Consider the following 5,448-nt stretch of genomic DNA (forward strand, 5'->3'; position numbering starts at 1 on the left):
ATCTATATCTAAGAAGGGAGCATTAGTACATGACGAAAAAAGATTATAACTGGGTTGTCGGTGGTCTGACACTGGTGCTCACGCTTGCTGTCTTGTTTGGGGGACAATTATTATGGAATAAATACGCGGTAGCTAACCCAATTAACAAAACGTTTCAGAATATCGACGGGGTGGAATCTGTTCATATTGGTCCTTTAAATGAACAAGGAAGAACTGGAGAACCCATTAAAATATATGTAAAGCTTGCTCATGTGCCGAATTTACAGAAGCTGTATGGTGAGATGGCTGAAGGCTTAAAACAGGTGAGTGGACAGAAGAAATATGATATTATTATCCAGGATAATCGCACACCCGATCTGGATAAATTTTACTATTCTATCCATTATACGATTCAAGAAGCCATTTTCACCGGGAATTTTACGGAAATGGCTGAGCGTATTGAAGCTAAGGCCAGCATCGCAGGTGTAGAAACGCAGACTTATGTAGATACCAACAAAGTTTATTTGCAAATGACCAAAGGCACAAATGAAATGTATGTGGTAGTTGCACGTGCTGACAGTAGACAAGGGGTGAAATAGGATGCGATATCTTGAGATTGGTATTGGGATGGCAATAGCTATACTTATGTTTTTAGCTATTCAAGGGATTGATTTGCTGCCGATACTTTTTATTGTTGGACTAGCTGCTGCATTTTTGTATGTCAATAGCAAGCGTACCGGCAACAAGTCGTTTGTTATAGTCTCTAAAGGGATGGCTGAAGAACAATTGATAAGTTTTGATGATATTGGCGGTCAGGATATGGCTAAAGGGGAATTATGTGAAGCTCTTGAGTTTATCAAAGATGTTGAACGAATTAAGACCTTAGGAATTCGTCCGCTTAAAGGCATCTTACTCAATGGACCACCAGGTACCGGTAAAACGCTGCTCGCAAAAGCGGCAGCCCATTTTACCGGATCGGCGTTTTTAGCAGCCAGTGGTTCAGAGTTTGTTGAGATGTATGTCGGTGTTGGGGCCCAGCGGGTCCGACAGCTGTTTAAGCAGGCCCGTGATGTGGCAAAACGCAATGATAAGGCCAGTGCGGTTATTTTTATTGACGAAATTGAGGTTTTGGGTGGTAAACGCGGCCAAAACGCTGGTCACATGGAGTATGATCAGACCCTAAATGAGCTTTTAGTGCAAATGGACGGTATGTCGGAGAATGATGCTATTCGCATCTTAGTGATTGGTGCAACCAATAGGATTGACATTCTTGATTCGGCTCTGCTTCGCCCAGGTCGCTTTGATCGTCAGGTTAAGGTTGATTTGCCTGATAAGAAAGGACGGATGAGAATTCTCCAATTGCATACCCGTAATAAACCATTGGCTGACGATGTTTCACTGGCCGATGTGGCTAATGACACCTTTGGTTTTTCCGGGGCTCATTTAGAAAGTGTGGCTAATGAAGCTGCTATTCTGGCATTTAGGGAAAGTTCCGGAACAATTACTGCTCAGCATTTACGCAGCGCCGTGGAAAAGGTAATTATGGGTGAAAAGCTTGACCGGATTCCAAACACAGATGAGAGAAATAGGATAGCTGTGCATGAGACCGGACATGCGCTGTTAAGTGAGTATACTTCGCCAGGCTCAGTAGCCAGCGTGAATGTAGTAGCACGCGGTAATGCCCTGGGCTATGTCCGGCAGACGCAGCAGGACGATATCTATTTATATACTGTTGACTACATCAAAAGCAAGATTGCGGTAGCTGTAGCCGGGGCGATTGCCGAAGAAATGTTTCTTGGTACACGCAGTACCGGTGCAGCCAACGATTTTAAGCAGGCTGCCGATATGGCTAAAGAAATAGTATTTGGCGGTATGTCTGAGCTCGGTATTGTATCGCCTGATGATGTGCCGAAAGAGCTTTTACACAATACGATTACCGGCATTTTTAAACAGATTGAATCTCAGGTAAAAGCAATTCTTACTGATCATCAGACAGCTTTCACCCAAATTATAGACACATTACTAGCTAAAGAGTTTATCTCTGGTGATGAATTTAGGGTTCTTTTAAATGGTAATGAACAAGCTGCATAATGTTGCATCCAGCAGTTGGACGTTTTTTTTGCATACTCCTGCGTTTCGAGGAAAGAATAAATTTTGGTATGATAAAAACAACAATCCTTTTAGGCGGCGGCGCTTCTGCCGCGGAGGGCGCGCCAGTACAAAGTATGCTCTTTAAAAAATATTTTAAAGAACTCCGGGATAAGAATAATTACAGCGACGTTAAACGGGTAAGCGAACTTTGTGCCTATTTTAAACAAATATTTTTTATTGATGTCCTTCATGATGATCTGGATACTATCAATTTTCCGACCTTTGAAGAGGCAATTGGTCTTTTAGATTTAGCTGTTCGCAAGCGACAGTCTTTTAAAGATTTCGACCTCGAGAATCTTGCTAAAGGTAGTAATCGTATTGGTTTTATTAGGCAATATCTGGTGTTGTTAATGGCTGAGGTACTGGAAGATAAAACATCAGATGTACAAGGTCTTCATCGTGGTTTAGTGGACCGTCTGAGCGAACTTGACTGTCTGACTGATATGATATTTCTATCTACTAACTATGATGTATTGATCGATCAGGCGCTAACTTCTAGAGATGATATTGCTGTTGATTATGGCATAGACTTCACTAATTATATAAGCCCAGTTTATCTACAGCAACTGAATAAGCCTATTGTTAATCTTTATAAGGTACATGGCTCGCTTAATTGGTCTTATTGCCCGACTTGTAATGCATTAAAGCTAATTAATTACCAACAGGGAATTCTTCGCTTGCTAACAGATCCATCACAGGCATTGTGTGCAACTTGCCAGTCAATAAAAACACCAGTTATTGTACCGCCGACTTTTTTTAAAGACATGTCAAATAGTTTTTTAAATATTGTTTGGCACAAAACTGAAATAAGCCTGCGTGACACGGAACACCTTATTTTTTGCGGTTATTCATTTCCAGACGCTGATATGCATATAAAATATCTGATAAAACGAATTCAGACCAATCGTAATGATCGTCTGCGCATAACTGTAATTAACAACTATCCAGGGAAAAAGCAGGAAAAGATCGACGAAGAGAAAAAACGCTATTCGCGATTTTTAGGTACCAATATATTGTTCACTAATGATACATTCGAAGATTTTTGTAAGCAACCGGAAAAGTTCTTATAAGAAAAAGAGGCGCCGCTGTTATGTGCATGATGTGCATAACAGCGGCGCTTTTTTTTCTGCTTATTTATTAGTGTTAAATGCGAGAAGAAAAACTTTGCTGCCATGTTTACTAGCAAACTCTTTCTCAAATTTTTCAAGGGTACTAAGTTCTTCTGTAGATAAAGCGGCAAAATTGACATTGTTAGTGTGCATGATACAACCCCTTTCTATAATGGACATATCATTAATTTTTCCCATTATAGAAATTATATGCTAGTCTACTTTAGGCGACCGCTACAGTTTAAAACATTCCGGATCTTGTGTTTGACCATGCCTGTGATGGCTTCACGGGCAGGTTTGAGGTATTGACGAGGGTCAAAGTCGGACGGGTTCTTGGATAAATGCTCTCTGACTGACGCTGTCATAGCTAAACGAAGATCGGTATCAATATTAATCTTACATACTCCTAGTTTACCGGCCCTAAGCAGCATATCCTCGGGTACGCCTTGTGCACCTTTTATCTGCCCACCATAATTATTGCATTTTTCCACAAACTCAGGTAGTACAGTAGAGGCGCCGTGCAACACAAGGGGAAAAGCCGGGAGAAGCCTGGAGATTGTTGTTAAGCGGTCAAAATCAAGGTTGCAATCGCCTTTAAATTTATAAGCGCCGTGGCTGGTGCCGATGGCAATAGCCAATGAATCTACACCGGTACGTTCAACGAACTCAACAGCTTGATCTGGATCAGTATATGTAGCGTCTTTGGTGCTGACATTGACGGCATCCTCGATACCAGCCAAACGGCCAAGCTCAGCTTCGACAACAACACCGCGTTCATGGGCGTATTCTACTACTTTTTTAGTAAGAGCAATATTTTCTTCAAATGGCAGTTTTGAGCCGTCGATCATGACAGAAGTAAAACCACCATCAATGCAAGATTTACAGATTTCAAAATCCTCACCATGGTCAAGATGTAAGCAAATAGGCAGGCCTGAATCATCTATAGCGGCTTCAACCAGCTTCATTAAGTAGATATGTTTAGCATATTTGCGGGCGCCGGCAGATACCTGGAGGATCAGTGGGGCCTGCTCTTCCTTGGCTGCGTCAACAATACCCTGGATAATTTCCATGTTATTAACGTTAAACGCTCCAACAGCGTATTGTCCTGCATACGCTTTTTTAAACATCTCTTTCGAAGTGACTAATGACAAATGAAATCCCTCCTATATTTTCCCTGAAAATCAGATATATGATAGCATATTTCCCATACATTATAGCATATTTGTAACCGGCTCGCCAAGTTGGCTTATAAGATCTGTCAAGTCACCAGGAATAGGGCTGATAATATCGGTAATCTGTTGCGTAATTGGATGTGGTAAGCTGATCTTAGCTGCATGCAATGCCTGTCGGTGAATTAAGTTTGTTGGCCCACCATACAAGTCATCACCTAGTAATGGGCAGCCAATATGGTTTAAATGTACCCGTATCTGGTGGGTACGTCCAGTTTCTAGTATGATCTCAAGCAAACTGGCATTTTTAAAGACATTAAGTACACGATAATGGGTAATTGCCTGCTGACCGGTTAGGCTAACCTCGCGTTCAATTATGCTTCCGGGCTTCCGGCCAATAGGGACATTGATGCTCCCTTCGGGCGGATAGGGTAGGCCTGCGGCGATGGCCAGGTATGTTTTTGTTAACTGTTGTTGGTTTTGATTCAGCCAATGCTGAATATCTGGTCGTTTGGCAATAAGTACTAGGCCTGAGGTATTGCGATCAAGCCTGTTGACGGGATGGAAACCACATGAGTAATTTTGTTGCTGATAATAATGCATAACAGCATTTGCTAAGGTTCCAGAATGCTGGCCGGATGCCGGGTGCACCAGCATACCGGCGGGCTTATCTGTGGCTAAAAGCCATTCATCCTCATAAGCAATGGACAGCGGTAAGTTTTCCGCCATGATTGTCGAATCTTCCGGCCAGGTGACAGTAACTATATCACCGGGATAAACCAAGCCATGTATCGTTGCCGGGAAGTTATTTACCTTGAGTGTTCCTTTGTATTTTATCTTACGCCATAAAGTTAGCGATATCCCCGCCTGACGGCGTAGAAAATCTTTTACCGATAGGGTGGGGCAGGTTAATGGTACTGCAAAATCAGGCATTGCGACTCCTCGAATTAATTAATGCTGTGAAGTAGTATTCGTATTATCGAGATTAAAATCCTTTAAAAAAATAAAGGAGGCAGATGCCTCCCTTGCAATAATGGATA

The 5,448-nt window shown here is 42.0% G+C and carries 5 protein-coding genes; 3 read left to right on the forward strand and 2 right to left on the reverse strand.

Translation table 11 applies throughout. From position 1 onward, the window contains the following. The first annotated feature begins 29 nt into the window (after window positions 1–29). From VN379_RS09920 to VN379_RS09930, 3 genes are all read left to right on the forward strand, one after another. Entirely contained in the window at window positions 30–578 is a 549-nt protein-coding gene (locus VN379_RS09920; RefSeq protein WP_325533314.1) for a hypothetical protein, read from the forward strand. 1 nt (window position 579) lies between these two features. Then, entirely contained in the window at window positions 580–2,070 is a 1,491-nt protein-coding gene (locus tag VN379_RS09925; RefSeq protein WP_325533316.1) for an AAA family ATPase, read from the forward strand. Window positions 2,071–2,138: 68 nt separating this feature from the next. Further along, complete coding sequence (locus tag VN379_RS09930) at window positions 2,139–3,200, forward strand: SIR2 family protein (RefSeq protein ID WP_325533318.1); 1,062 nt, start codon at window positions 2,139–2,141, stop codon at window positions 3,198–3,200. 257 nt (window positions 3,201–3,457) lie between these two features. On the opposite strand, the gene fba is transcribed toward VN379_RS09930, so the two are convergent. Further along, window positions 3,458–4,390, reverse strand: coding sequence for a class II fructose-1,6-bisphosphate aldolase (fba, locus tag VN379_RS09935; protein ID WP_325533320.1), 933 nt, complete (start codon window positions 4,388–4,390; stop codon window positions 3,458–3,460). Between the two features lie 60 nt (window positions 4,391–4,450). Beyond that, window positions 4,451–5,341 carry an RluA family pseudouridine synthase gene (locus VN379_RS09940; RefSeq protein WP_325533322.1) on the reverse strand — a complete coding sequence of 297 codons (891 nt, stop codon included), beginning with the start codon at window positions 5,339–5,341 and terminating at the stop codon, window positions 4,451–4,453. Between the last annotated feature and the right edge of the window lie 107 nt (window positions 5,342–5,448).

This window comes from Sporomusa sp., from assembly GCF_035561255.1.
Lineage (GTDB): Bacteria > Bacillota > Negativicutes > Sporomusales > Sporomusaceae > Sporomusa.